The organism is Hydrogenovibrio sp. SC-1, from assembly GCF_002848135.1.
Classification (GTDB): Bacteria; Pseudomonadota; Gammaproteobacteria; order Thiomicrospirales; family Thiomicrospiraceae; genus Hydrogenovibrio.
This window is the reverse complement of the sequence record NZ_PKGB01000007.1, coordinates 35660-59481: the sequence shown is the minus strand read 5'-3', so window position 1 is coordinate 59481 and position 23822 is coordinate 35660. Positions and strand designations below refer to the sequence as shown.

Here is a 23822-nt window from a genome sequence, read left to right as displayed (position 1 = left end):
CGTTAGCTCAGTGCTGGCACACGATATTCAGCCAAAGATTGACCACGTGCATCCATTACATGCACCGCACAGGCCAGGCAGGGGTCAAATGAATGAACGACGCGCAACACCTCCAAAGGCTGTTGTGGGTCGGCTAGGGTTAACCCCACAATTGACTCCTCATAAGGCCCGCGTAAGCCCTGGTGATCTTTTGGCGACGCATTCCAAGTCGTCGGAACCACCGCCTGATAATTTTTCACTTTTGCTTCATCAATACACACAAAATGGCTCAAGGTGCCACGTGGAACCTCTAAAATTGCACGACCTTGCGTTTGTTGTGGCAAGTCTTCAAATACATATTTTGCCCAGGTTTCTTCATCATAATATTTAATATTTTCAGCCAGTTCACTAACAAACTTAAAAACCATATCACAAACAACTTCAGCTTCAACCGCCCGAGCCGCATTGCGACCAAGGGTACTAGAGAAGTCGAGCAAATGTATTCCGGTTGCATCCATAAATTGCTGCATATAGGGTTTGATATAACGTGCGTTTTGCTGATATCCAATAATCATCCGCGCTGCTGGCCCCACTTCCATCGGTTGCCCTTGATAACGTGGAGCTTTAATCCAGCTATATTTGCCTTCGGTTTTTAAGGTGCCATCCGCATTTAAATCCGTATAGTCCGGTTCGGTGGTTTCGTCATAAGGCGAAGTCGGCCCGGCATCTTGATACCAAGAACGCGAGGCTTCTTCGGTAATATGAGCATCATTAAACGGCTCAACCTGGTCAAAATCATGCCCCCAAATCACGCCACTGGCAAATAAGGGTTCACCATCAGCAAACGCATAACCGCCAGAACTCATAAAATGGCCATGACCTCGGCCTTCGCCAGCTTTCATCGAATCTTGATAAGCGGCGGTTACCATTTTCATATCAGGCAGATAAGCCCGTTTAACAAATTCCTGAGTGTCTTTAATCACAAATAAATAATCATTCAGCCGTTGCGGGTTAAGCATATCCATCACACTGGTAACGCCACCCACAACCAAGTTTTGCGGGTGAGGCGTTTTCCCTCCAAAAATGGCAATCGCCCGACTCACCTCACGCTGAACGCGTAAGGCTTCTAGGTAATGATTCATATGAATCAAATTTTCTTCCGGCGTGAGCTTATATTGAGCATGCCCCCAATAACCATTGGCAAACAAGCCCAACCGACCTGCCGCTACGAAATCCGCTAATTTTTTCTGAACCGCTTTAAGGTCCCCTTGACTACAATGATAAGGATGATCATGCCACTGATGTGCAAGCTGACTGGCTTTTTCGCAATCCGCGTCTAAGGCGCTGACCACATCAACATAGTCGAGCGAATGTAAATGATAGTAATGAACAATATGATCTTGCACAAACAACGCCAATGACACGAGATTGCGCACAATTTCAGCGTTTTTTGGGATTTGAATTTGATAGGCATCTTCAACCGAACTGATCGATGCACGATAATGTGAATTCGTACACACCCCACAAATCCGCTGTGCAATCAAGCCTGTGTCACGAGGGTCTCGCCCTTTTAAAATGGTTTCTATGCCTCGAAATAATTGCCCTGAAGCCCAAGCTTCGGTTACTTGATTATTTTCGTCCACCTCGACTTCAACCCGCAAGTGCCCCTCAATTCGGGTCACGGGATCAATTACAATTTTTTGGCTTTTAGCTGTTGGCTGAGTCATTTTACCGCCCCCATAATTTTGTCAATGTTAATCACCTTACGGTTATTTGCCAACTCATCAAAAGCAACCTTACCTTTACCACAAGCAATACAGCCGTGCCCGACTTGCACTGGCCAAGACGTGCCTTCATTGAATTTCACCATGGAACAATTGATGTCGGCATAAGGCCCTTTACAGCCCATTTCAAACAAACACCAGCCTTTTTTAGCCCCTTCATCACCCCACTCCAAAACAAATTCACCAGCATCATAATGGCCTCGTCGCTCGCAGTTATCATGCACCCTCGGCGCATAAGCCCATAACGGTTTATTATTGTCATCCAGCTCCGGCATTTCGCCAAACATGACATAATGCAGTAACGTCCCCACCACATTTATCGGATTCACTGGACAGCCAGGCAGGTTAATCACATCACTACGACCGAGCGCTTCGCCAACTCCGACGGCACCCGTTGGATTCGGTGCGGCCGCCACGACGCCGCCATCCAACGCACAAGACCCCACTGCAAAAATGGCACTGGCTTTTTGTGCCACACGCTTCAGTAAATCAACCCCCGTTTCGCCTTTGGGACCAATCCGCAAATATTTACCATCCATCCCCAAAGGCACTGCACCTTCAACCACCAGCATAAATTCGCCAGCATCTTGTTCCAACAATTCATCCAGTCGATCTTCAGAATGCGGGCCGGATGCGGCCATTAACAACTCATGATAGTCCAATGAAATAAACTTCAGAATCAGTTCATCAATGCTGGGGTTCACCGTTTTTATAAAGGCTTCCGAATTCCCACTGCAATCCGCCAATTCCAACCAAATCACTGGAATTTTATTAAGCTGTTGCACACCTTGCTTTACTGCGCCATCAAAGCTGCTGGGCAAATCGAGATTCAAGGCCATCATCGAAACCCAGCCATTGAAATCCTGCACCTTATCAAACGCTTTTAAAGCGGTATCTAAATCCGCATTTTCCAAATTTTGGTCTGGGTGCAATCGCTTAAATTTATCCAGCCGTTTTTGAACCTTTGCCAACTGTGCGGCTTCCTTCTCCGCGGCACGCTGTTGTTGTTTACACTGAACGGCTGCCGCATCCACATGGGCACAAGCGACTAAATTCGCCACGTCTTTTTTACAGCGCCCACACACCCGACCCGCTTGGCTAAAAGCCTGCAACTCACCAAAGTTGGTCACCGCATTGTCTTCAATCACACCAATCAGATCATTTTCGTAAGCACCGGTACAACTGCACACCAAACGCCCTCGGCCACTTTCATGGCGATTGTTATATAAATAGGCGGCATCGACATCTTCTTTTTCAATAATCAGTTGTTTTAAATAAAGCGCATCCACATTTGAATTCACACCAATAAAGCGCATCAGCTTTTCATTATTCAAAATATATTGATCAATGCGACCTTCTTTTTTGGAGCGCAGTAACACCACTTCGTTATTCTCATCGCCAATATCATAGTCGGGCGCCCGCACGTCGGTAAAATGAAACGACCCGACTTTTAGACCATCAATCGCTACTTCCCGATGATAGGGTTCGGGTGTTTTGTTAAAAATATCCGCAACCGCCACATCCGCCTGATTACGACACTCCAATGCATGTCCTGCAACGAAGCCGCTTTCATCAATTTGCGCGGCTTCACCCACTGCATAAATGAACGGATCGGAAGTCCGCATCATTCGATCCACCAATATCCCGCGATCACAGCCTAAAGTAGCTTTAGCAAATTCAATATTGGGCTGAATCCCAATCCCAAAAATCAAAAACGGATTTTCAATACAGTGCTTTTTCGTCTGAAGGGTGACAATGTGTCCATCTTGGATATCTTGTTCGACAATTTCATCTTCAAAAGAAATGACAATGCGCGGATCGGCTTCAAAGGTTTGTTGCATCAACATTACGCTGGAAGGGTCTAAGTCGGGTGAATACAGACTGGTATCTCGAACCAGCAGATAAACCTTTTTCGGTTGAGGCATGCCCATGAGCGTATCCAGCAATTCCAAACCAATCGGCCCAGCTCCGACAATCACCAGCTCGCGATTTTCCATGTTCTGAGCGATTTTGAAACTGTCATCCGCGCTGCGAAAGGTGACCGCATTATCCAACCCATCAATATCAAACAGGGTGCGAGGTAAAGAACCGCTGGCGATAATGACATAATCGTAGTCATAACGCCGTTCCCCACAAATGACTTGCTTATTTTTAGGGTCTAGTCCCGTGGCGGCATGATCCAACTTCACCGTCACATTCGGGTTTAATTCTAAGGTAATGTCCTGAAGATTAGACTCCCCGGAAACCAAATCACATAAGTGAATACGGTCGTAAGGTGCGTATTGTTCTTTAGACAGAATCAACACCTCGACACTGTCATCTTGCGCCAAAATCTGATTTGCCAAATAATCTGCGGCAATTCCTCCGCCAATAATCACAACCCGCATCACTCCCCCCTTTTGCCCCGTTAGGAATCCATTTCCAATTTCATTAACATGAGCGCATCGCCATCCACAATCGTTAGCAGACTGTCTTTACAAGTTGCACATGACTCGCCAAACCCGCTCATTTCATAGCGTTCACCGCACTGTTGACACTGCCCAACTAATGACTGGTGCTGTAACACCAATTGGGCTTGCTGACAAAGTACGCTACTTTCTTTAAACGTATCAAAGGCGGTTTGCAATAAATACGGCTCTACCCCACTCAATACGCCGATTTTGACCTCCACTCGCCGAATGGTGGTGGCCTGATGCTCCGCCGCTAAGCTTTCACATTGTTCCATTAGCGCTTGCACAATGGAATATTCATGCATTCATATTCACCTGAGTTTCCACCCTAACAAATCCGAGGCAGAAGTTCACCTTGAGGCGGCTCTAATACCCGTTGAGCGCCCCAAGGACTGGTTAAAATGACCAGGCCCGTCGTGCCCTTTGGGTATGGTTGGAATTCCAGCACCTCACCAATCATAGCTGCATTTTTACAGAACGCAAATTGATGCAATATCGCCAACGCCTCATCCGCCACCTCGGCAGGGACACTTAAAACAAATGTCCCCTCATTGGCAAAATCAAACGCTTCAAATCCCAGCAGTTCACAAATGCCTTGAACCGATTCCGAAATCGGCAATTTCGCCTCTTGGACGTCAATCGATACCGCTGATGCCTGCGCCCATTCATTCAACACCGCGGCCAAACCACCGCGTGTTGCATCGCGCAGCGCATGAAGCGGAATACCCGCCGCCAATAAAGCAGCGACCGCCGGCCAAACACTATTGCAATCACTTTCAATGGGGGCTTGTAGCTGTAAGGTTTCTCGCTCTGCCAAAATGACCGCACCATGACGACCAATATCCCCTGAAACCAATATCACATCCCCAGGTTGCAACCCTTGCGCAGACGGTCTAATTTGATCAGACATTAATTCCCCAATCCCTGAGGTATTAATAAACAGTTGGTCGACCGCCCCTTTGGGCACCACTTTGGTATCGCCACAAACTACCTTTGCGCCCGTCTTTTTGAGTTCCAGCGCCATACTGCTGACAATCCGTTCTAAAGACTGAAAAGGCAACCCTTCCTCAATCATAAAGGCACAACTTAAATATAAAGGCTTGGCCGCCATCATCGCCAAATCATTCACCGTGCCCGCCACCGCCAACTTGCCAATATCCCCGCCTTTAAAAAAAATCGGGCTCACCGTAAAGCTGTCAGTGGTAAACGCTAAGGCACCATTGGCTTCAAAAACGGCGGCATCTTCTGCTTGCCTTAATAACTCATTATCAAAGTGCGCATAAAACAATTGTTGTATCAGCTGTTGCGTCTCAACACCGCCACCGCCATGGCTCAAACTAATATGACCTTTATTCATCTTGATATCTCTTGTGCGCGGCTAGGCATCTTCGGTACATTCGCATAGCGATAATAAGCATGGCAAGCCCCTTCACTAGACACCATACAACTACCCAATGGTCGTTGCGGGTCACAGCCTTTACCAAAAACCCGGCAGTCTTTCGGCTGGGCAATACCGCGCAGAATATCACCACAAATACACAATTTATGATCGTCCAAAGCCTCGTTAGACAAATGATCGGCAAAGACCTGTTCCGTATCCCACTGTGCAAACTCAGGTCGCAATTGCAGTGCACTGTTGGGAATCTCTCCCAGCCCTCGCCAGCGAAACGTCGCTCTTGGTACTAAAAACTGTTCAATCAATTGCTGTGCTTTTAGATTGCCTTCCCAATTAACCGCTCGGCTATATTGAATCTGCAAGTGCGGCTTGTTCTCCAAAACCTGCTCAACAATCATTAATAAACTTTGCATCACATCCACCGGTTCAAAGCCACTCACCACTATGGGTAACCCATAGCTATCCACCAACGGTTGATAAATTTTGGCACCCGCAATCACACTCACATGAGAAGGCCCAATCAGTGCCCCAATCCGACAATCGTCATCACCCAGCAAAGCCGACACCGCAGGCGGTACCAAAACATGATTTATATGAAAAAATAAATTGGTCAGCCTCAGTTGCTGCGCCTGTTGCAATACTGCCGCGGTCATCGGCGTGGTAGTTTCAAACCCAATCGCAAAGAAAATAACCTGTTTATCTGGGTTCTGCTGGGCAATTTGAATGGCATCCATTGGCGTGTAAAGCGCTCGCACATCATGCCCTTTTGCGCGCACTTTTGCCAAAGACGTTTTAGACCCTGGCACCCGAATCATATCGCCCAACGTCAGCAAAATGGTGTTATCCATTTTCGCTAACGCAATTGCCTGATCAATTCGCTCCTTAGGCATAATGCACACAGGACACCCCGGGCCATGAATAAACTCAATCTGCTCTGGTAAAAGTGACTTCAACCCATATTTCATAACGGTATGCGTATGCCCGCCGCACACCTCCATCACCCGCAAGGGGCACGACAACTGTTTCGCCTTTTCGGCAATTTGTTGCGCCAAAGCATGCATGGTCTGCGGATCACGAAACCCTTGATACAATTGCTGCAATGCTAAAGTGTGCCCCTTAGTTTGACTCATGCGGTGCATCCATTAAAGCGATCATCTCTTGATACAAGGCCAAACTTTCCAACGCATCGGCTTCATCAATTTTATTCATCGCAAAACCGACATGAATCAACACATAATCGCCCAATTCAACGGCTTCCGGCATCAACGCCAAACTAACTTGGCGCTGCACACCCATCGTCTCGACAGTCGCCGCGTCGCCCGCATGAATTTCAACGACTTTTGATGGAACCGACAAACACATTTGTTACCCCTCCCAAGGGATCGACACGCTCTGATTATCCGCGCATTTTTCGTTTAAACTCAATCCAATCTACCAAGCGTTTCGTTGCCTCTTCATCTCGATGAGACCATTCCAAAATATCCACATTCGGCTTCAAACGTCTGGCCATTGCCTTGGCCGCGGCCACATCAAAATCAAAGTGTGGCAATAAATCCACCTTTGTCAAAATCACCAAATCCGCCTTATGAAACATCACCGGATACTTCTCAATCTTGTCATCGCCTTCCGGTACCGACAGCAAGACCACATTCAAATGGGTTCCCACATCATAACTGGCCGGACACACCAAATTGCCGACATTCTCAACAAAGCATACATCCAAGTTCGCTAACGGCATGTGGTGCAAGCCCTTATGCACCATAAACGCATCCAGATGACAGGCTGTGCCCGTTTGAATTTGAAACGCCTCTATGCCCTTCGCCTTCAAACGATCCGCATCTCGCGCCGTTTCCAAATCGCCTTCAATCACCCCAAACTCAAAAGGCCTTTCAGAAAACGTCGCTAAGCTTTCAAGCAAACTGGTTTTACCACTGCCTGGGCTACTCATTAAATTAATGGCCAACACCCCTTCCTTCTCAAAATGGGCGCGGTTATGATCGGCTTCATGGTCATTCTTATGTAAGATATTCTGAATCACCGCCACCGTATTGGCATCATTCAATTGCGGATTATCATGAACAGGATGAAACGGGGTTTGTGGCGACAGCGCCTCGCGATCGGTTAAAGAACAACCACAATCTTCACACATGCAACATTCCTTTATGTGTTTAAAACTCTATTTGATTTGTGTGTCTACGACTATACATTGAAGTGCCGATTAATGCGCTAGAAAAGCGCATAACTCGTTTAGTGTAGCATTTTGATGAAGTGAATCAAGTGACATATTTTGACAATGGGAACTGGCACTTTATCGCCCACATTAAGCGCAATTAAAGTGCCAAAGATTTAACGATTTAAGAAGACTCCTTACCGCCTTTTATCAACAGCCAGACCGCAAAAGACATTTCGCCGAAAATACTCGGAATCGCAACCAACGCCAAGAATATAGAAGCATAATCATCATAGTTCGGCATCATAAAATGCGCAGCCGTATCCACCATATACATCACCCCCGCAATCACGAGAAATATTGCAATGATTTTAGGTCTGCCAATAATATTGCCCAACAGAATCAGATGAACGCCAAAAAAGAACAACCCGATCAGCCAAATCGTATTAAAAATATCAACCTGCCTGAGAATTTCTGCACTCTCAGTCGCCGCTAACGCCATTGGCAATGCAAAAATCGCCGCCCCCATAATGGCCGCATGCATCATTCTAAATAACGCACTCAACCCAGACAAAGGATGCGATTTAAATAACTCATAAAGCACCCAAGCCACAACCACATCGAAGACGACCGTAATCATAAACGCCAAAATGCCCGCGCGAGCAAAAGTTCCATTTTCAACAACCGTATTCACTGGGTCATTCAACAGAGATTCGATCACAAAGAAATTCGCAAAGATGGCTGCGAAGAAAATAATAAAGTAACTGACACCGCCAATTAATGAAAGTGTTCTAGCATTTAACGTGGTATTCATCCTGGATTACCTCAAAAATATGGAAACATCATTTTAATAAATAACAACAACTTATATAATTAATTTTCGCTTTATTAGTTTAATTGAACCTGCGATATTCCTAACAATTAAAAAATTACTGACGTTTATGGTTCTCTAATAATTAAAAATGCGATACATTCAGCATTCCATTCGTATATGGAACACTTAATAGGTGACTTTAATAGACGATTCGTCTTGACAGAAGAACCGCTTTTGACATGAAAACCAACCAGGCCTGGTCAAATTAACTTGATCTTACTCTGAAATCAATCACTTCTCATTTTGAGTTATGTCTTTACGCCTGCTTGACCAGTTGTTGGTAAAGCTCGAATAGATGTTTTACCCGATCCAGTGGGGTTTTGAAGCCTTTGGGGTTGTAGAGTTTATCGACAGCTTTATCCAGCGCTTTATGAGCTTTTCGTAAAGCAGACGGCATCAAATCAGGATCGTATAAGTCGGCACGACTGGTATTGGAGTCTTTGTCAAATTCTGCTTGGCGCGCATCCAGTATCGCTTGTGCCAGCTTTTCGATTTGCTCTTTTTGTTGGTCGTTAGTTTGCGGCCAAGGGAAATTGTTGTACACCAGTTTAGCTGAATAACGATAATCGCTTTTTAAGCGTCCTGCGACAGTGCGCATCCAGTCCATATGTATCTGGCTAGTTAAAATTCCAAATTCATAAAGTGTGGCATTGGGAATCATTTGGTTTGCATCACTGCAGATGGTGTCTTGATCAAAAAAACCCATTGGCACATAAGAACGACGTTCAGATGAAACTCTTGGCAGAAGAATATAGGTTCCATCAGTTGGCTGGCGAACTTCATCAAATAACCAAGGTATTTCAGCTGACTGTTGGGTTTTTGCTTTGGTACTGGCTAAACGCATTTTCTTAACACCATCAATACGTTGCTTAACTTCAGGGATTTGCATTAAATCACGTAGTTCTTTGGTGCTGGCATTGGCAAACCATAAACAATAACGTTCGCCATTATTTAAAAACTCTTGTGAACCCAGAATCGGTTTTATCCATTGCAGCAGGCCTGGTTGTTTAGCCAATAAGTCATTTTTTTCGTCAGGAGTTAAAAACAAAAATCCGCCATCTACAGGTTTGTTGCCATACACCATCGGGCTTACATCGACTAATGGCTTGCTTCGTCCGAGCACAACTGCATTAGGCGCATCCACCAAATAAGGATTAACGTTCTCTACGGTTAAGCGATTTGGCGCCCCCTTTATGTCAGGATAGTCATAAAGCCATTTTTCAGAACGGTCAAAATGGGCAAAACCAACAATAATGCAATGTACCGACGCTTTGCCTTTGGCATCGTTATCCCAAGCAAAAGTGCGGTGCGCAAAATTGATTTTAATACCCATGTCTAACATGGGTTGCCATAACACGCCCGTTTGTTCGCCCATGCAAATGGAATTGGTCGAAACAAAGGCAGTTTGAATTGTTGTGTTATTTGTAAATTTAGCGGCCTTGTAAAACCAACCAGCGACAAAATCGAGTGACTTCCAGCTTTTAACCTCTGGTAAAAACACCTGTTGCTGGCTGGCTTCTTGAGTCTTGTTGCGGAAGTTTTTACCCACAAACGGCGGATTGCCAATAATGTAATTGAGGTTTTGTGGTTCAACCACCTGCGACCAATCCAGTTCCAACGCATTCGCATGATGAATATTGGCGTGTTCTTTGAGTGGGAGTAAATCGGGTTCTTCGCCAAAGGTTTTGGCGAATTCGACATTCATTTGGTGTTGGGTCAACCACATCGCCACTTCGGCAATGCGTGTCGGCCATTCGTCTATTTCAATGCCATAAAAGTTATTCAGAGGTATGCTGGGTTGGATTTCTAGCCCTAAGGCCATGGAACCGCCGTGTTGTGCGTGTAACACTTTGAGTTCTAAGCGGCGCAGTTCGCGATAAGTAATAATCAAGAAATTGCCGCACCCGCAAGCTGGATCGAGAAAATTGAGTGAACGTAATTTATTAGAAAATTCAATCAGACGATCATTGCGTTTTTTCTGTTGTTTGAGCTTGAGAATATCATCGAGTTCGTTTTTTAAATCGGTAAGGAAAAGCGGTTCAATCACCTTGAAAATATTTTATTCGCTGGTGTAGTGCGCGCCAAGGTTTCGACGGGCTTGCTTATCCATAATCGATTGAAACAAACTGCCGAATACTGCCGGACTGATGTCTTTCCAATTGAAATAACAGCACTCAATCAGCTGGGTGCGCATTTCGGCATCAAAACTGGGCATGTCGATACGTTCGCGAAATAGGTGACCGTTTACATAAGGGAAAGCGGCTTGTTCATCTGGCAGGTTTTTATTGCGCTGATCATCGGGCTTGTCCAAGACCTGAAAGATTTTTTGCAGATGCATTTCGGTGTCGTTGCCAGTGTCTGCGGTAAAACGCAGTAGATAGTGAATAAACTGGCGAGGATTAAACACACCCGTGTCTTCGGCAAACATACAGAACAGGATGCGCACCATAAAGACTTGTAAGTCATGGCCGACATAGCCGCTTTTTTCGAGTGAGTCATGCAATTGTCCGAGTAATAGAGCGGCACGTTCGTTAAGTTCGTACTCGGTGATGTCTTGCTTTTCTTTGCCGAGCATAAAACTGAATAAGTCGAGGTTATCGACTAGGTCGGCTAGTTGAATGGTGTAGTCGTGTTTTTGATCCAAATCGTAAAGTTTGAAGGTGTTGAGGTCACAAACCATGACATAACGTGGCAGTTCTTCATCTTTTAGACCTCTAAAATAACCCATGCCTTGTTGGTAGGCGCTTTCTAGGTTTTGGCCTTGGGATTTCATTTCAACCAGTAATACGCCTGGCCAAAATAAGTCGATGCGTTTGGTGCCTTTTTCATCCACTTTAACTGGACGTTCAAAACTGGCAACACGGCGGCGCGGTATACCAAAGATTGCAAAAAAATCGTTGAGAAAACTTTGCGATTCAGCGTTTTCTTTTTGAGCTTCGGAATAGGTTTGAACAAACCTATGTGCGTTGGTGCGCATATCGCGGATGGAAAGAGCCATGAATAATCCAGATTTAAAATAAGGGTTAATGTTAACGCTACTGTTAGATTTATGCTAGTTAAAGCCTCATCCAATATGAAGAGTTAAATGGCGATCATGCAAAAAGCACTAGTTGTGATGTTAATGCCGTTTTAAAGTGTAGCGTACTACCTGTTCTTACATTTGAAAGCTGATTTCGGCGAATAGGCGGTCATTGTTTTTGATTAAATCCCACATCAAATGATCTCCGCCTAAATAGTCAATGGCGCCGACGCTGATTTTATGGGCATCGGTTAGGTCATAGTCTAGCCAAATTCGGTGGAACCCACCTTCTTGTCCTTCATTGCCAAACAGCGTTATTAAGTAGGTGAGTTTGGCTAGGTCATGATTAAAATCGCGCGACGCACGAAACGCCGTTTGCCAGTTATGCTGTTTGACCATATCGGGAAACGTCTGCATGGCGGAGTCATAGTCTTGAATCCAACGGTCGGCAATTTCCAGTGAAAAACTCCAATCGGGAATGCTTAAATATTCAAACCCGATTAGGGCATCAATTCGGTTTTTTCGTTGACTCACGGTGTTGTATTGCAAGTTTTGAATCAGCGCCATTTCGGTTTTGAGCAACCAGTCTTGCACCACTACATTGGTTGCGAATCCGGTCATTTGAATATTGCCGTATTCGCGCTGTTGTTTGTTATCGGTAAAGTGCCAACGACTGTCTTGCACTTCGGCGGCGTAGAGTGATAAATCCCAGCCACTGAACCGCCCTTCCACTGCTGCACCGAATGTGGTTTGCCAACTGGATTCCGTTGAGATACCCGGATAGGATTGCGCCGTGGGCAGTTGCAGGTTTTGTATTGGAAAAAACTCCCCCTGAATAGCGGCTTCTTTGGGAGGGCGCTGCTCATGCATGGCTAATAGCGAAAAATCCCAATCCCCCCAAAAATAACTGAGTTTGGTCATGGTCACCGGCAATCGCAGGTTTTCAATATCGGTTAGGCCGGGTTGGCGATTATCTAATGGATTGATGACGTCGGTAATACGAATATTGTCAGACGTCCCCCAAACTTCAATTTGGCGACCGACTTTAAGGTCTATCTGGTCAGAAAGTTGACCTTGCAGATAGGTATCAAACAATTCGATTTCAGACTCATACCTATCGAGTTGATCTTTAGAATAATCATCTCTGCCTTTAAGGGTATAAATTGGATCATAAAAGCCTTGCAGCGTCATTTTAGCCTGCCAAGTGTCCCAGTCTTTTTCTACGGCTAGCTTACCTTGAAGTCGCGCTTGGTTGAGGCCACTAAAATCCATTTCATTGGCGTTAGGGGCTTTATGCGCATAAGCCAGTTGAGTTGAAAACAATAGCTCTCCAGTCACGAGCCAATCATTTGATGCGGCGGGTGCATCCTTTAAACCTTGAGTGGATGCTCTTTGTGTCGCTAACGCATCAAATCCGCCTAATGCTTGATCGAGTTCATTCATCTCTGGTTCGACATGACTGTTGTCAAATCCGCCCAGCGCATTTTCGAGGTCGTTATCGGCCGTTTGAGCAGCCTGAGCATAGATTGGAGCGATTAGTAGCTGACCAATCAATAGCACGCTAGCGCCCTTTAACGCAAACTTCATGGGTTATAAGCCTTTTTCAATACGACGCACGGTGAACATTTCATCACCAAACGCTTGATTAAATAGCACATTTTGAAAGCGTAAAAGAGTTTGATGTAAGGTCACTTTATTTTTGGTGGTGGCCATACTAATCTCGGTGCCAACCCAAATCCCATCAATCTGCTCCAGTTTTTTGATGTCCATATATTTAATTTTGCCATCGGTTTGAAAATGAATGGCTCTGACCACTACAAAGTTATCTTTGCGCACAAACATATAGGACTTTTGATAGCCAGTTTCGTCAATGGTTCTTTGATGTTTGGGAACAGCTTCCATAATCCACACGGGTTGCCCGCGAACCTCTGACTCTTTGGCGATTCGATATTGGTAATCGGCAATATCTCTTTGGGTCATATCCGCATAGGTAAAATCTGATCCCATAAAGGAGTTGCTTTTATCGCTGCTGACAATGCGTTTGGTTTTGCGTAATTCCGGCAAATACAGCCATTGGTCATCGTCTTTTTCTGAGTCGGCATAATCGTAGGTTAAAAATGCACTGTTGCGAACATCGGCGGGTGCAGTAAAGAAAATGGCACTATGGGTATCTTCACCCACATCCATTTCAAATTTTTGCATCTGCCGAGTACGTTTTTGGCCTTGTTGGTCAATCAGGATCATTTCCATTTCAGCCGTGCCTTTGTCACCATCATCACGTTGATCGACCTTGTGTGCAATTTGATCAGCGGTTAATGCAAATGCCAGGCTACCATAAATAGCCAATAGCATGACTAAACTCGTTTTCATTAGGGTTTTCATTAGGCTTTCTCTCCATTACTCTCTAGCGTTTGTGAAGTGGGGGTTTCAGGGCAGGTTAGTGCCATCAATGCCGGAGCCAATAGGAAAACGGCAATCAAGGCAACGGCAAAGGCAATGGCTGTTAACAGACCGAATAAAAACAGATTCGACATACTGGCAAACAAATACAACATAAAGCCGATAAACAATACCAGGGTGGTAATCATCATTGCGCGCCCGCTAGAGGTTAAGGTCATTTCGACGCTCTGACGATTGGAGTAGCCCTGCAAATGATAACGCCGGAAGTTGTGCATAAAATGCACGATATCATCCACGGCAATCCCGATAACGATGGCACCAATCAACATGGTAAATAAATCCAGAGGCAGGCCAAATACCACCATCACCGCTAGAATAAATAACACGGGCAGCAAGTTGGGAATCATTGCCAATAACCCCAGTTTCACGCTCGATAGCAATAACATCAGCATGGCGGCAATTACCACAAATGCAATCACATAGCTTTCTCCCGAACTGGTCACCGCCGCAGAAGACGTTTTTGCTAAGAGTGGAATCATGCCCGTTGCGGTCACAGTAATGTCTGCGGGCAAATGCTGTTTTAGCGTTTCAGACACTTGTTGCAACAAAGCATCATAAGCAAAGGCATCCACCCAAGGCGTTTTCACCGTTATTCTGGCTAATGAAAATTGGGAATCAACGAAATCCTGCAAATCATCCGACCCAGAGTTTTCAAACAACAGGATTTCTTGCGGAATCAGTTTTTCGTTTTCCGCCAAGCGATAATATTCTGGTCGATTTTCATTTAGGGCCTGGTGAATTTCTTTTAGCACGTCCACTAAACTCAAGGCTTTTCCAACGGAAGCATGATCGGTTTGAAGGGTTTGTAAATCGTTCACAGAGGCTTCAATCGCTTTTAAAACGGCTAAATTGTATAGACCATTTTGTTGATGGGTATCCAGTAACAATTCCAGCGAGATAGAACCTTGCATTCGATCATCAATCGTCTCTGTTGCCACACGCGTTGGGTGATTTTCTGGGAACCAAATCAGTGGATTATGTGAATAGCTGACCTTGGAAGCCAAACCAATACTGGTCAGCATAATCAACAGTGACACTACCACAATCGACTTGGCATGATCTTGTGAAAAATTGGCCACCCATTTTAAAAATTGATCCAATCGGTCGTGATGCTCCTTGTGTTCAGCCACTACTTTACGCCGAATCGGCAAGGCCAAAATCAATGCCGGCAATAACACCAAGGTAAAGACCAGCGCAATCATCACCCCCAATGCTGAGAAAATCCCTAAGTCGGATGCTGGTGCAACCGAAGATGGCGCAAACGAAGCCATCCCTGCGGCGGTGGTTAATGAAGTCATAATAACTGCTAAACCGGAATGTTCCAGCGTATGGACAATGGCGGCTTTTTTATTACCGTAGACATCAAAGTGTTTATAAAATATCGCTAAAATATGGATGGCGGCACCGATACCGACGGCCAATAAAAACGAGGGCATTACCTGAGTCATGACTTTAATCGGCGTACCACTCCAAGCCATTAAGCCTAGCGTACCCAGCACCGCTAAAAACACACTAAATAGCGGTAAGACCACACCGGAGACCCGTCTAAATAACAAGGCAAGGATTAAGGCGATAGCACTCAAAATCATTACAATAAATTTTTGCATATCGCCCATAATTGAACTTTTCAAAAAAGCAGTAACCGACGGCGAACCCGCTACATAGATTTTAAAATCGTCTGTTTCGTATTGCTTAACGATGTCTGCCACCGCAAGCACCATTTCACTGTTTTCTTTATCGCTGATAAAGTCAGGTTTGTTTTGTGTGCTGGTTGGCGCACCGTTCACGTTAGGAACCGCTTCATCAAAGCCTGCAAAGGCATCTTCTAAATCCAAATTCTCGGTTGACATCGGCTCGGTGTCACTGACTTTTTGAGTATTGCTTTCATCACCCTTTGAGGTATAGGTATTCGATTCCAGAACCAGCACCGTGAAATTTCCGGATGGGTTCACTAATAAGTTTTGATACAACGGATTAGCTAATGCCTGTTGTTTAATGACATTAGCCTCATGTTGCGTTTGTGGCCACTCTGCCATTAAATCGTCCACCACCAATCGATCACCCTGCCCTTGGGTTTGGCGCGCATTAATAAGAGAGGTGATTTCAAACAAATGCGGAACTTGTGTTTCCAACGCATGATGCAAATCACGCAGCTGGGTCAGATGATCAAGCTGAAAAATGTCATCGGTTTCAATGGCTACCACAATCTTCTCATCCCGACCAAATTGATTACGAAACGCATCATAAGCAATGCGAGCAGGATCAGATGCATGCAAGAAACCTTCTGTTGAGGTATCCACTTTCATTTGCGGTAGGTGCGATGCAGAAATCGCCACCATTAATAAAGAAAGCACCACAAACAGCTTTGGGTATTTCGCCAATAAAACCCCAAAACGACCCAATTGTTTTTCAGTGTAAAGATTCACGCGTTTAATCATTTTTAGTTTTCTCCAAAATATAACCAAATAGTTTAACTATTTAGTTATATTTAAGCAATAACGATTTTTACGATTTTTTTAAACTGCAAAAAGCGCAGCGCAAAGAACCGCGTTTTACGACAATATATTAGGCTTTTAACAAGGCGTTTCGTACAAGCGTCGAAATTTCGACAATGGCTTGGTCTAAACTCGGGTCAACTTGAATGTCAGAATCGATGCTGCGGCGCATCGGTTCGCTGGTATTGAAAAAGCAGATACTGCCAATAATCATAAAATGAATGGTGAGCGGATTAGCCGAATGAAATAACGCAGCCTGTTCTCCGGCATCCAGGATTTGCTTCAAACAGTGTAGCAGTCGCTGCATTTGTGCTCTCGCAGGAACGGGCATGTGGGTGCCACCTGATGCAATTTCACGCATCAGCGCAGCAGGCATTTGTTTGTTTTGATAGGTGGCTTTGGCAAAGGTTTCGATCAATGCATCCAGTTTAGCAACCAGGTCTTTCTCTGCATCCACCGCTACGATGACTTGATCCACAATCGTTTGAAATAAGCGTGTTAATACCACTTCATATAGATTGGCTTTGTCTTTAAAGTGATAATAAATACTGGCTTTATTGGCACCACTTCGGGCACACAAATCATCCATTTTGGCACCATCAAACCCCTGTTCTGCGAACAATTCGGTTGCCGTCTCTAAAATTTTTAAGGCCGTCTTATTTTTGGGGATCAACAAAGGTTTGTCCTCTTTTTTATTGGCTCGGTTAAATAACCAATCAGTTACATTGGCTAAAATCATACCACCCCAACCCGACTTTTCAAACCGAATCCGATTTCACTGCCGACAAAGCTTGCCGTATTTATGGCAATATCGTATCCTCAGTGTAATGAGAATTGAATCGAAATGAATGATAGAGTGATCTTTTTTTGATGACGCTAAAAATATTAGTCGCAGCCTTGTTCTCGGCGATTTTGATCTGGTTTTACAGCAGTGGATTAGAGCAACTTTTAACCCCGCCAAGTAATCTCAGCTCGGTTAAGAGTGCGCCAACTCAAAATACCGAGACCTCTCCAACCGTTTGGTCTGAAACTGAAATCCAGCGCCAAGAGCAACACGCTATACAGTTGATCAACCAATTGCGCCAATCGCTAAATTTACCGCCATTTGCACCGAACCCAATCTTATCGAATACGGCTCGCCAACATGCCTTGTATAGCGTGCAAAATGACCAACAAAGCCACCAACAACAACCAGGCCTGGCCAATTTTAGCGGCGAAACACCCAAACAACGGGCGTTTTCCAGCGGCTACCACAGTCCTGTTCGAGAGGTCATTGCCTACAACAAACCATCTGCCGATTTGTTAATTGGCGACTTAATGTCGGCCATTTATCATCGCTTAACGCTGTTAAACTTTACCCACACCCAAATCGGTCTGGGTATAGCGGATGATCAACATGGCAAAGTCAAAACGGCTTTGGTTGCGCAAACGGGCAATGCCGACTTGAATCAACTGTGCCAATCGCCCCAAGCGGCAAAACTCGGTCGTTATTATTATCAAGATCTTTGTCAGTCGGGAATCAGAGTCAGCCAAAAAGCCTATCAAATGGCGCTTAATGTGCCGGCCATGGCCGCACCTAAATTAATTCATTGGCCAGCAAACCATGCGGAGGTTGCCCCGGTCTTTTATGAAGAAGAGCCCGACCCGCTCCCCAATTGCAATGTTTCCGGTTATCCGGTGCATGTGCAAATCAATCCCATTTATAAAGGGCGTATTCAGTTTATTAACAACAGTTTTAAGCTTTATCAGCTTAGTGATTCCGGAAAACGCGCCGTGACAGCGGAGGCCATTTTGACCAATCTAACGGATCCGAATGATCGCTATCCGCACCTTCAAAATTCGAAACCAGAATGGATTGCTTTGTTTCCCAAACATCGGCTACATTGGAATCAAACCTATCAAGCAGAAATGGATTGGCAAGAAGGTGGTCAGCGCCATCATTTGCACTGGCAGTTTCACACCCCAAAACAACCAGGCCTGGTGATTATTCCGTCCACCTCACCCAAATCCGTGTCTGTTTCAATTTCGCCAGGTCAAACCCGCACTTTGTATTTTGCGCCAGCAGGCTGTCAGGGCGAACCACAAGCCAGTATTAAAACCCGAACGCCAAGGGGGTTGCAGCTTAAAACCCACTTTGTGGATGGCGAGACGTTGCAAGTGCAATTGGTTTCAGCCAATCACGGCGAGCGGTTTTCGGTTTATTACCAACCAACCGACACCTGGGTTCACTTTCAGGTCAACCAGCGTTAGATCCATTAGACAGAACTCGACCTTTGTGCTAAATTTCTAATACATTGTTATTCATTCTTATTCAGACAAAACAAGCCGACACCCTTGACGCTCAATACCCAAAACTGGTCTGCCCAACTGCACCAACAACTTCAACGCCATTATCATCGAGCGTGTGTAGTGGTGTGTGGAGATGCGTCCTGGCGCTGGCAACAACTGCAAGATTTAATTCCCACTGGCCAACAGGGATTGATTGTCGGTGAACCCAATACGGATTCTTGGCTATCCAAGCTGCCGCAAGCAAGTTCCATCGGGGTCAAGTCTCTCAAACATCAACTTGGACAAGAAACTGACTTTGCGATTTTTGATGCTGAACTGGGGTTTGATGCCGATGCTCTAGCCATCATCATCGGCATGATTCGCGCGGGGGGCTGTTGTTATATTTGTTTACCGCCGAAAGCGGCATTTTTATCTCAACCGAATCCGGCTGTACGCCCCTATTTAAATGCGCCCTTATCACTTGATGAGTCCTTAAAAGGCTTCCAAAGCTACTTATGGGATAACTTGCAAAACCGTGCGCTTTGGCTATTTCCAGAAACCGATCTGCCGGATTTAAGCCATTGGGTTGACACAACGACACCGTCGAAAACACCCCTACCGACTAACGACCAACAACAAGCAATTAAAGCCATTCATCACCTGGCATTTGGTCATCGAAAACGGCCATTGGTATTAACAGCAGATCGTGGTCGAGGTAAGTCTTATACCTTAGGGTTGGCGTGCTTAACATTGCTGACAGAAGGGAAACAGCATATCACCCTGACCGCGGCAAGACGCCCACAATTGGAAAACGCTATTGTTGCCATGGAAGCAAGCTTGAAAATCCCCAATAATTCATGGTCAACAAAAGGACTGACATTCGTAGAAAAACGCCCATACCTAAAGGGCACGACGGGCCTGGCTGTTTTTAGTTTAAACGGCCAGCGGTTAACGGTGCAGTTTCAAGCACCCGATGCGCTATTAGCTTCCCAAACCCCTTTAGCAACCGATGTATTGATGGTTGATGAAGCTGCGCATTTACCTTTACCGATGATACAGGCCTTACTACACAAACATTCTCGTGTCCTACTTTCAACCACCCAACAAGGCTATGAAGGCTCTGGACGCGGGTTCACTTTAAAACTCAGTGAATACCTGCAGCAACATTTCCCTGATTGGAAATCCATCACTCTGACACAACCGATTCGCTGGAACGCACAAGACCCTTTAGAAGACACCCTAAACCAATTACTGGGCTTTCAAAATGGTTCTGCACAACCTTCAACTGACCTCAAAACGCCCAATATGGCCTCTGCCGCCCCTCAGTTTTATCCAATCACCCCCATGGCGATTTTAGATAAACCAGATGGGCATGCTTATCTTTACAGCCTATTCCAACTACTGAGCCAAGCACATTATCAAACCCGCCCTAATGACTTGATGCAATTGCTTGAAGTGCCCAACCAACAGCTTTGGGTTGCCAAAACGGATAATGATCTCATTGGCGTATTGCGCGCCCTCCATGAAGGGAATTTACCGGTATCTAGCGCTCAGCAACGACAACAAGGTCATTTGTTTCCACAACTGATGGCGAAGAACAGTCACCAAGCCCAATGGCTCAGCTTAAAAACCTTACGTATCCAGAGGCTTGCCATTGACGCTGAATGGCAAAACCAAGGAATGGGGAGCCAACTGTTAACGCATTTTATGTCCGCTTTGCAAAACGAAACGAAGTTGGATGCTTTTACCACCAGCTTTGGAGCCAGCCCAGGCCTGGTTAAATTTTGGGGGAAGGCGGGGTTTGTGCCGGTACATTTAGGGGGTCAAAAAGACAAAGCCAGCGGCTTTCACAGCGTGGCGATGATTGCGCCTTTGTCTACATCCGCAAACGCCCTCACACAACAATGCGGGTTTGCACGCCAGTTTGTTTGGCAATTAACGGATGGATTCCAGCAACTCGATTTTGAACTGGTTTATGAACTACTAATGCTATTGCAACCGTTTTTGCCGCAAACAGAGTCCTTTCCAGAGAATTACTTGGCAGGGCAACCTTTTGAGGCGATTTCATGGCGGTTGCGGGAATGGACGTTATCAAATCCAAGTTGTTTAAAACACCCAGGCCTGGGCGATTTTTGGTGTCAAAAGGTGTTACAAAACCACCCTTGGTCAAATCTGCCAATGCCTCGTAAGGCATTGGAATCGCAATTCAAAGCCGCGTTATTGGAAATGCAAACAGCCGCTGACTAGTTACCAAATACCACGGTTTTATTGCCATGAATCAACACTCGATCTTCTAGATGATAACGAAGGCCACGCGATAGCACGGTTTTTTCAACATCTCTACCCAAACGGCGCATATCTTCAATCGTATGTGAATGGCTAACGCGAATCACGTCTTGCTCAATAATCGGGCCGGCATCTAGGGCTTCGGTTACATAATGACAGGTGGCACCAATCAATTTGACCCCGCGTTCATAGGCTTGATGGTACGGTTTAGCACCGACAAAAGACGGTAAAAAACTGTGATGGATATTAATCACCTTGCCCGCATAATCGACACACATTTTGGGTGGTAGAATTTGCATATAGCGCGCTAAAACAATCACATCAATGCCATACTGTTCAACTTGAGCTTGGGCTTCAGCAAAGGCGTCCAGCTTGGTATCAGGCGTAACCGGAATGTGATGAAACGGAATGTCATACCATTCGACCATGCGTCGTAAATCATCGTGATTGGCAATCACACAAGCCACTTCGCCTGGCAGATCTTCTTCATGCCAGCGATACAGTAAGTCGGCTAAGCAGTGGGATTCTTTGGAGGCAAACAGCGCGATTTTTTTCTTTTGACCCGAGTCGGTGACTTGCCAATCCATATCGAATTGTTCGGCAATCGGGGCAAACTTCTGTTTAAACCCTTCCAAATCACTTTTTAGCGAGGAAGCCAAGATTTCATGGCGCATAAAAAACCATTGATTAATGGCATCGGTATGATGATTGGCTTCAACAATGGAACCGCCTTCAGAGGCGATGAATCCGGCAACTTTGGCCACAATCCCCACTTGATCAGGGCAAGAAATAATCAGGCGAAATACACGACTCATAACAGACTTCTCAATATTAGGATGCCTCACAAACTGGCACAATTAATTTAAGGTCGTTATCTTACCAAATTCTTGACTGAGGGTTGGTGACATAATGTCTGCCAAAGTCACCCCTTCTAAATATTGCAGGTATTGTTGAGTGGCCTGTTGCAAGTGTTTTTTTAATTGGCAATGACTGCGAATAAAACAAATGGGCTCATTACAATTGACCGCTTCAAGATTGTTTTCCATTAATTCAACAATTTCACGCAACTGAATTTGGTGAAGCGGCTTTGCCAATCTTACCCCGCCTTTTTGGCCACGCACCGCTTCAACATAGCCATGATGAACCAGTTTTTGCACAATCTTGGTGACATGACTTTTTGAAATTTGAAAGCGGTCAACAATCTTTTGAATCTGTAGTAATTGCGGGCTGGGCGTTGCGGCCAAGGCCATGAGCACACGAAAGGCATAGTCAGTTTGTTTGGTCAATTGCATAATGGTCGCTCATAGTGTGATTCGATTCAGGCAAGGTCTGTTCTTTAAGCAATTATAGTTGACAAGCCACAAAAGATTCAAATAAGATGCACCTTTAAACATTCATATTAAATGAATCTTTTATTATTATCTTTTAATCGAGACCTAAATGACGATCAAGACTGGCTATTTTTTTGAACGCGCCTTCCGCCCTTTTTTCTTAGGTGCTGTCACCTTTGCGGTTATCGCCATGCTGACTTGGTGGTTTCAATCTCCTAGCTTTAGTGGCGCATTTTCAAATATTGAAGCGATTCACTGGCATGGTCATGAAATGGTATTTGGCTATGCTCTGGCGACGGTCACAGGGTTTTTACTGACAGCAGTTATGAATTGGAGCGGCATGAATAGCGCTTCTGGCTGGCCGTTGGCGATGGCCTTTCTGTTCTGGTGTTTGGCGCGTTTAGGGTTATTATTTTCATTGCCAATCGCGTGGATCGCATTGTTTGATTTGGGGTTTAATTTGTTATTGGTGGCGTTATTTGCCTGGCCGGTATGGCAAAAGTCATTATGGGCACAGACAGGCTTGTTGAGCAAGTTTACGCTACTACTGCTGGTCAATATGCTGTTTTACGCTCAAGCATTGGGGTGGCAAACATCTCCAATTTGGGGCTGGCAACTGACCTTGTCCAATACCGTGATTATGGGATTATTTCTAGTTATCGCCATTAACCTCACCATGATCGGTCGCACTCTGCCCTTTTTTACCGAAAGAACCCTACAGTTGTCGCCCCTATCGGAAACGCGATGGCTCAATCGTTTAGCGTTGATTGGATTGATTGGCGTCCTTATCTGCGCCGTCATTGCCCCTAACCACTGGCTCATGACAGCTATCGCCTTGCCAACCGCAATGGTTTTTGCGCTGCGAGGCAACCACTGGTATCACCCAAACATTTGGAAAGCACCGCTATTATGGCCTTTGCATCTAGCGTATGGTTTTATGACACTCGGGATTGCGCTTTATGGTCTTGCGGGACTCAATATCATCCACCCGACCTATGCGCTACATGCCATGACCGCTGGCGGCATCGGATTACTGTGCTCAGCGATGGTCGCGCGCATCAGTTTAGGCCATACCAACCGCAATGTATTTGAGCCTCCCAAGGGCTTAAAGTGGGTCTTCATTAGTTTGGCTATCGCCGCGATGTTTCGGGTATTACTCCCCGTAATCAGTCCCGAGTTTTTGAGCCTTTGGCTACAACTGAGTCAATGGAGTTGGATACTGGGATTTGGGTTGTTATTATCGCTCTATTGGCGCGTCCTCAGCCAACCCAGTTTGAGAAATCCACACAATTTATTTTAAACGCACGATT

General features: G+C 45.4%; 19 protein-coding genes. 3 read left to right on the top strand and 16 right to left on the bottom strand.

Features of this window, described 5'->3' with window-relative positions; translation table 11 throughout:
* Window positions 1–2: 2 nt before the first annotated feature.
* From CYQ88_RS05490 to CYQ88_RS05430, 14 genes are all read right to left on the bottom strand, one after another.
* The gene (locus CYQ88_RS05490; RefSeq protein WP_101840349.1) at window positions 3–1706 is read right to left on the bottom strand and encodes a nickel-dependent hydrogenase large subunit; all 1704 of its coding nucleotides are present in this window, start codon (window positions 1704–1706) and stop codon (window positions 3–5) included.
* Entirely contained in the window at window positions 1703–4150 is a 2448-nt protein-coding gene (locus tag CYQ88_RS05485; RefSeq protein WP_101840348.1) for a hydrogenase small subunit, read from the bottom strand. Before CYQ88_RS05485 ends, CYQ88_RS05490 begins: the two co-directional genes overlap by 4 nt.
* Before the next feature lie 20 nt (window positions 4151–4170).
* Entirely contained in the window at window positions 4171–4518 is a 348-nt protein-coding gene (locus tag CYQ88_RS05480) for a hydrogenase maturation nickel metallochaperone HypA (protein WP_101840347.1), read from the bottom strand.
* Between the two features lie 23 nt (window positions 4519–4541).
* The gene (gene hypE, locus CYQ88_RS05475) at window positions 4542–5570 is read right to left on the bottom strand and encodes a hydrogenase expression/formation protein HypE (protein WP_101840346.1); all 1029 of its coding nucleotides are present in this window, start codon (window positions 5568–5570) and stop codon (window positions 4542–4544) included.
* Window positions 5567–6739 carry a hydrogenase formation protein HypD gene (gene hypD / locus CYQ88_RS05470; protein ID WP_101840345.1) on the bottom strand — a complete coding sequence of 391 codons (1173 nt, stop codon included), beginning with the start codon at window positions 6737–6739 and terminating at the stop codon, window positions 5567–5569. Before hypD ends, hypE begins: the two co-directional genes overlap by 4 nt.
* Complete coding sequence (locus tag CYQ88_RS05465) at window positions 6726–6971, bottom strand: HypC/HybG/HupF family hydrogenase formation chaperone (protein ID WP_101840344.1); 246 nt, start codon at window positions 6969–6971, stop codon at window positions 6726–6728. Before CYQ88_RS05465 ends, hypD begins: the two co-directional genes overlap by 14 nt.
* A gap of 34 nt (window positions 6972–7005) precedes the next feature.
* Window positions 7006–7758 (bottom strand): hydrogenase nickel incorporation protein HypB, encoded by a 753-nt coding sequence (gene hypB, locus CYQ88_RS05460; protein WP_101840343.1) that lies wholly within the window; start codon window positions 7756–7758, stop codon window positions 7006–7008.
* Window positions 7759–7963: 205 nt separating this feature from the next.
* Window positions 7964–8593, bottom strand: coding sequence for a DUF4386 domain-containing protein (locus tag CYQ88_RS05455; protein WP_101840342.1), 630 nt, complete (start codon window positions 8591–8593; stop codon window positions 7964–7966).
* Window positions 8594–8909: 316 nt separating this feature from the next.
* Window positions 8910–10700, bottom strand: a complete 1791-nt coding sequence (locus tag CYQ88_RS05450) for a DNA methyltransferase (RefSeq protein ID WP_199170167.1) — start codon at window positions 10698–10700, stop codon at window positions 8910–8912.
* Window positions 10701–10712: 12 nt separating this feature from the next.
* Window positions 10713–11651 (bottom strand): type IIL restriction-modification enzyme MmeI, encoded by a 939-nt coding sequence (locus CYQ88_RS11565; RefSeq protein ID WP_199170166.1) that lies wholly within the window; start codon window positions 11649–11651, stop codon window positions 10713–10715.
* A gap of 156 nt (window positions 11652–11807) precedes the next feature.
* A complete protein-coding gene (locus tag CYQ88_RS05445; protein ID WP_101840341.1) occupies window positions 11808–13259 on the bottom strand; it encodes a DUF1302 family protein in 1452 nt (483 codons plus the stop codon).
* Window positions 13260–13262: 3 nt separating this feature from the next.
* Window positions 13263–14042 (bottom strand): outer membrane lipoprotein-sorting protein, encoded by a 780-nt coding sequence (locus tag CYQ88_RS05440; RefSeq protein WP_199170165.1) that lies wholly within the window; start codon window positions 14040–14042, stop codon window positions 13263–13265.
* A gap of 11 nt (window positions 14043–14053) precedes the next feature.
* Window positions 14054–16570 carry an RND family transporter gene (locus tag CYQ88_RS05435; protein ID WP_101840339.1) on the bottom strand — a complete coding sequence of 839 codons (2517 nt, stop codon included), beginning with the start codon at window positions 16568–16570 and terminating at the stop codon, window positions 14054–14056.
* A gap of 127 nt (window positions 16571–16697) precedes the next feature.
* Window positions 16698–17366: a TetR/AcrR family transcriptional regulator gene (locus CYQ88_RS05430; protein WP_101840338.1), complete on the bottom strand. Its 669-nt coding sequence runs from the start codon at window positions 17364–17366 to the stop codon at window positions 16698–16700.
* A gap of 131 nt (window positions 17367–17497) precedes the next feature.
* Between CYQ88_RS05430 and CYQ88_RS05425 the strand changes: the two genes are divergently transcribed.
* Window positions 17498–18877 carry a CAP domain-containing protein gene (locus CYQ88_RS05425; protein WP_101840337.1) on the top strand — a complete coding sequence of 460 codons (1380 nt, stop codon included), beginning with the start codon at window positions 17498–17500 and terminating at the stop codon, window positions 18875–18877.
* 84 nt (window positions 18878–18961) lie between these two features.
* Window positions 18962–21142 (top strand): GNAT family N-acetyltransferase, encoded by a 2181-nt coding sequence (locus tag CYQ88_RS05420; protein WP_143483766.1) that lies wholly within the window; start codon window positions 18962–18964, stop codon window positions 21140–21142.
* Here the strand turns inward: CYQ88_RS05420 and purU are convergent.
* Window positions 21139–21996 (bottom strand): formyltetrahydrofolate deformylase, encoded by an 858-nt coding sequence (gene purU / locus CYQ88_RS05415; protein WP_101840335.1) that lies wholly within the window; start codon window positions 21994–21996, stop codon window positions 21139–21141. The genes CYQ88_RS05420 and purU overlap by 4 nt on opposite strands.
* Before the next feature lie 42 nt (window positions 21997–22038).
* Entirely contained in the window at window positions 22039–22473 is a 435-nt protein-coding gene (locus CYQ88_RS05410; RefSeq protein ID WP_101840334.1) for an Rrf2 family transcriptional regulator, read from the bottom strand.
* A 148-nt stretch (window positions 22474–22621) separates the two neighbouring features.
* Between CYQ88_RS05410 and CYQ88_RS05405 the strand changes: the two genes are divergently transcribed.
* Window positions 22622–23812, top strand: a complete 1191-nt coding sequence (locus CYQ88_RS05405) for an NnrS family protein (protein ID WP_101840333.1) — start codon at window positions 22622–22624, stop codon at window positions 23810–23812.
* Window positions 23813–23822 lie beyond the last annotated feature (10 nt).

What these genes read in the sequence shown, in the direction of transcription:
- CYQ88_RS05490 (WP_101840349.1), bottom strand. Translation starts at nt 1,706, where the DNA reads ATGACTCAGCCAACAGCTAAAAGCCAAAAAATTGTAATTGATCCCGTG.
- CYQ88_RS05430 (WP_101840338.1), bottom strand. Translation starts at nt 17,366, where the DNA reads ATGATTTTAGCCAATGTAACTGATTGGTTATTTAACCGAGCCAATAAA.
- CYQ88_RS05445 (WP_101840341.1), bottom strand. Translation starts at nt 13,259, where the DNA reads ATGAAGTTTGCGTTAAAGGGCGCTAGCGTGCTATTGATTGGTCAGCTA.
- CYQ88_RS05405 (WP_101840333.1), top strand. Translation starts at nt 22,622, where the DNA reads ATGACGATCAAGACTGGCTATTTTTTTGAACGCGCCTTCCGCCCTTTT.
- CYQ88_RS05440 (WP_199170165.1), bottom strand. Translation starts at nt 14,042, where the DNA reads ATGAAAACGAGTTTAGTCATGCTATTGGCTATTTATGGTAGCCTGGCA.
- hypB (WP_101840343.1), bottom strand. Translation starts at nt 7,758, where the DNA reads ATGTGTGAAGATTGTGGTTGTTCTTTAACCGATCGCGAGGCGCTGTCG.
- CYQ88_RS05410 (WP_101840334.1), bottom strand. Translation starts at nt 22,473, where the DNA reads ATGCAATTGACCAAACAAACTGACTATGCCTTTCGTGTGCTCATGGCC.
- CYQ88_RS05465 (WP_101840344.1), bottom strand. Translation starts at nt 6,971, where the DNA reads ATGTGTTTGTCGGTTCCATCAAAAGTCGTTGAAATTCATGCGGGCGAC.
- CYQ88_RS05435 (WP_101840339.1), bottom strand. Translation starts at nt 16,570, where the DNA reads ATGATTAAACGCGTGAATCTTTACACTGAAAAACAATTGGGTCGTTTT.
- purU (WP_101840335.1), bottom strand. Translation starts at nt 21,996, where the DNA reads ATGAGTCGTGTATTTCGCCTGATTATTTCTTGCCCTGATCAAGTGGGG.
- CYQ88_RS05455 (WP_101840342.1), bottom strand. Translation starts at nt 8,593, where the DNA reads ATGAATACCACGTTAAATGCTAGAACACTTTCATTAATTGGCGGTGTC.
- hypD (WP_101840345.1), bottom strand. Translation starts at nt 6,739, where the DNA reads ATGAGTCAAACTAAGGGGCACACTTTAGCATTGCAGCAATTGTATCAA.
- hypE (WP_101840346.1), bottom strand. Translation starts at nt 5,570, where the DNA reads ATGAATAAAGGTCATATTAGTTTGAGCCATGGCGGTGGCGGTGTTGAG.
- CYQ88_RS05485 (WP_101840348.1), bottom strand. Translation starts at nt 4,150, where the DNA reads ATGCGGGTTGTGATTATTGGCGGAGGAATTGCCGCAGATTATTTGGCA.
- CYQ88_RS11565 (WP_199170166.1), bottom strand. Translation starts at nt 11,651, where the DNA reads ATGGCTCTTTCCATCCGCGATATGCGCACCAACGCACATAGGTTTGTT.
- CYQ88_RS05425 (WP_101840337.1), top strand. Translation starts at nt 17,498, where the DNA reads ATGACGCTAAAAATATTAGTCGCAGCCTTGTTCTCGGCGATTTTGATC.
- CYQ88_RS05480 (WP_101840347.1), bottom strand. Translation starts at nt 4,518, where the DNA reads ATGCATGAATATTCCATTGTGCAAGCGCTAATGGAACAATGTGAAAGC.